Genomic DNA, 998 nt, shown 5'->3' with positions numbered 1-998 from the left:
TATGATTGGGGATTGCAGAAATGGTCGACGCTACAGGGAAAACCTTTCACGTTGTTTCCAGTATTTACGACAGGTTATACTTTAGAACAGTTAGATGAGATCTCGATCAATCTTGAGACATTACCGGCTTCTTTAGACAGCCCTCGTTGGCAAAGTGGCGCACCCATGCTTGGTGCTTTTGATGACCAAAATCGGCTTGTTATGTTTACAGGTGCGCCGATGGAAGCAACGGTTGTTTCGCAAGAATTGGGAGCACCAGATGGAAGTTTTAACTTTATCACGAAGATGTTTGCTGAAGTTGATACGACGGAAGGTCTTTTAAGCATAGGAGAGCGTCGGCTTCGCAATCATCAGACACCGATTACATGGCATAAGGAGAGGGCATGTTCATATGTCACGGGCGCTTATCATGGTCGTTCGCGCAATCGTTATCACCGCTTTAAATTGCGTATTCCTGAAGGCGTTCATTGGAACCATATCACAGGGTTTAATGTGGATTTACGTCCTTTAGGCAGAGGGTAATGGCAAAAGTCTTTTTGACCACGTCTTGGGATATGGAGCGTATAGCACCATACCTTGAAGACATCATTGCGTCGTTTCGCGAGTATGTGGAACGTTTTAAACATGAAATCACGTTGCAAGAGCTCCTTGAAGCGATTTGCAGTGGCAAGAAACAGTTATGGCTTGTTTTGGATGATGACGAGCGCTTTTTAGCGGCATTCACGACCCAGATACAACAGACAGTTTTAGGAAAGAAGCGCGCTCTGATTTGTGAATGTAGTGGCAAGGGCGTTCTTGATCAAGTTGATAATTTGACATTTGTAGAGGATTGGGCGCGTGAGAATGGGGCTTTTGAGATAGAGATTTTAGGGCGTTTAGGTTGGAAACGTGCACTGAACAAACAAGGTTATGGCATAGATATGCTTTATTATAGGAAGGAATTGTGACATGGGGAGCAGTAGACCAGCAACGACAGAACAGAAGCAGGTGCAGACAAG

Annotated in this window: 1 protein-coding gene and 1 pseudogene; both read left to right on the top strand. The window is 44.8% G+C overall.

The features are described from left to right. Nucleotides 1-522, top strand: a pseudogene (locus tag ACFIN0_RS09795) (hypothetical protein); the annotation flags it as partial. Beyond that, nucleotides 522-947 (top strand): hypothetical protein, encoded by a 426-nt coding sequence (locus ACFIN0_RS09790; protein WP_375610955.1) that lies wholly within the window; start codon nucleotides 522-524, stop codon nucleotides 945-947. The pseudogene ACFIN0_RS09795 and the gene ACFIN0_RS09790, both read left to right, overlap by 1 nt. Nucleotides 948-998 lie beyond the last annotated feature (51 nt).

Source organism: Bartonella sp. AA89HNZF (assembly GCF_042196905.1).
GTDB lineage: Bacteria > Pseudomonadota > Alphaproteobacteria > Rhizobiales > Rhizobiaceae > Bartonella.
This window is presented reverse-complemented; position numbering and strand designations above follow the sequence as displayed.

What these genes read in the sequence shown, in the direction of transcription:
- ACFIN0_RS09790 (WP_375610955.1), top strand. Translation starts at nt 522, where the DNA reads ATGGCAAAAGTCTTTTTGACCACGTCTTGGGATATGGAGCGTATAGCA.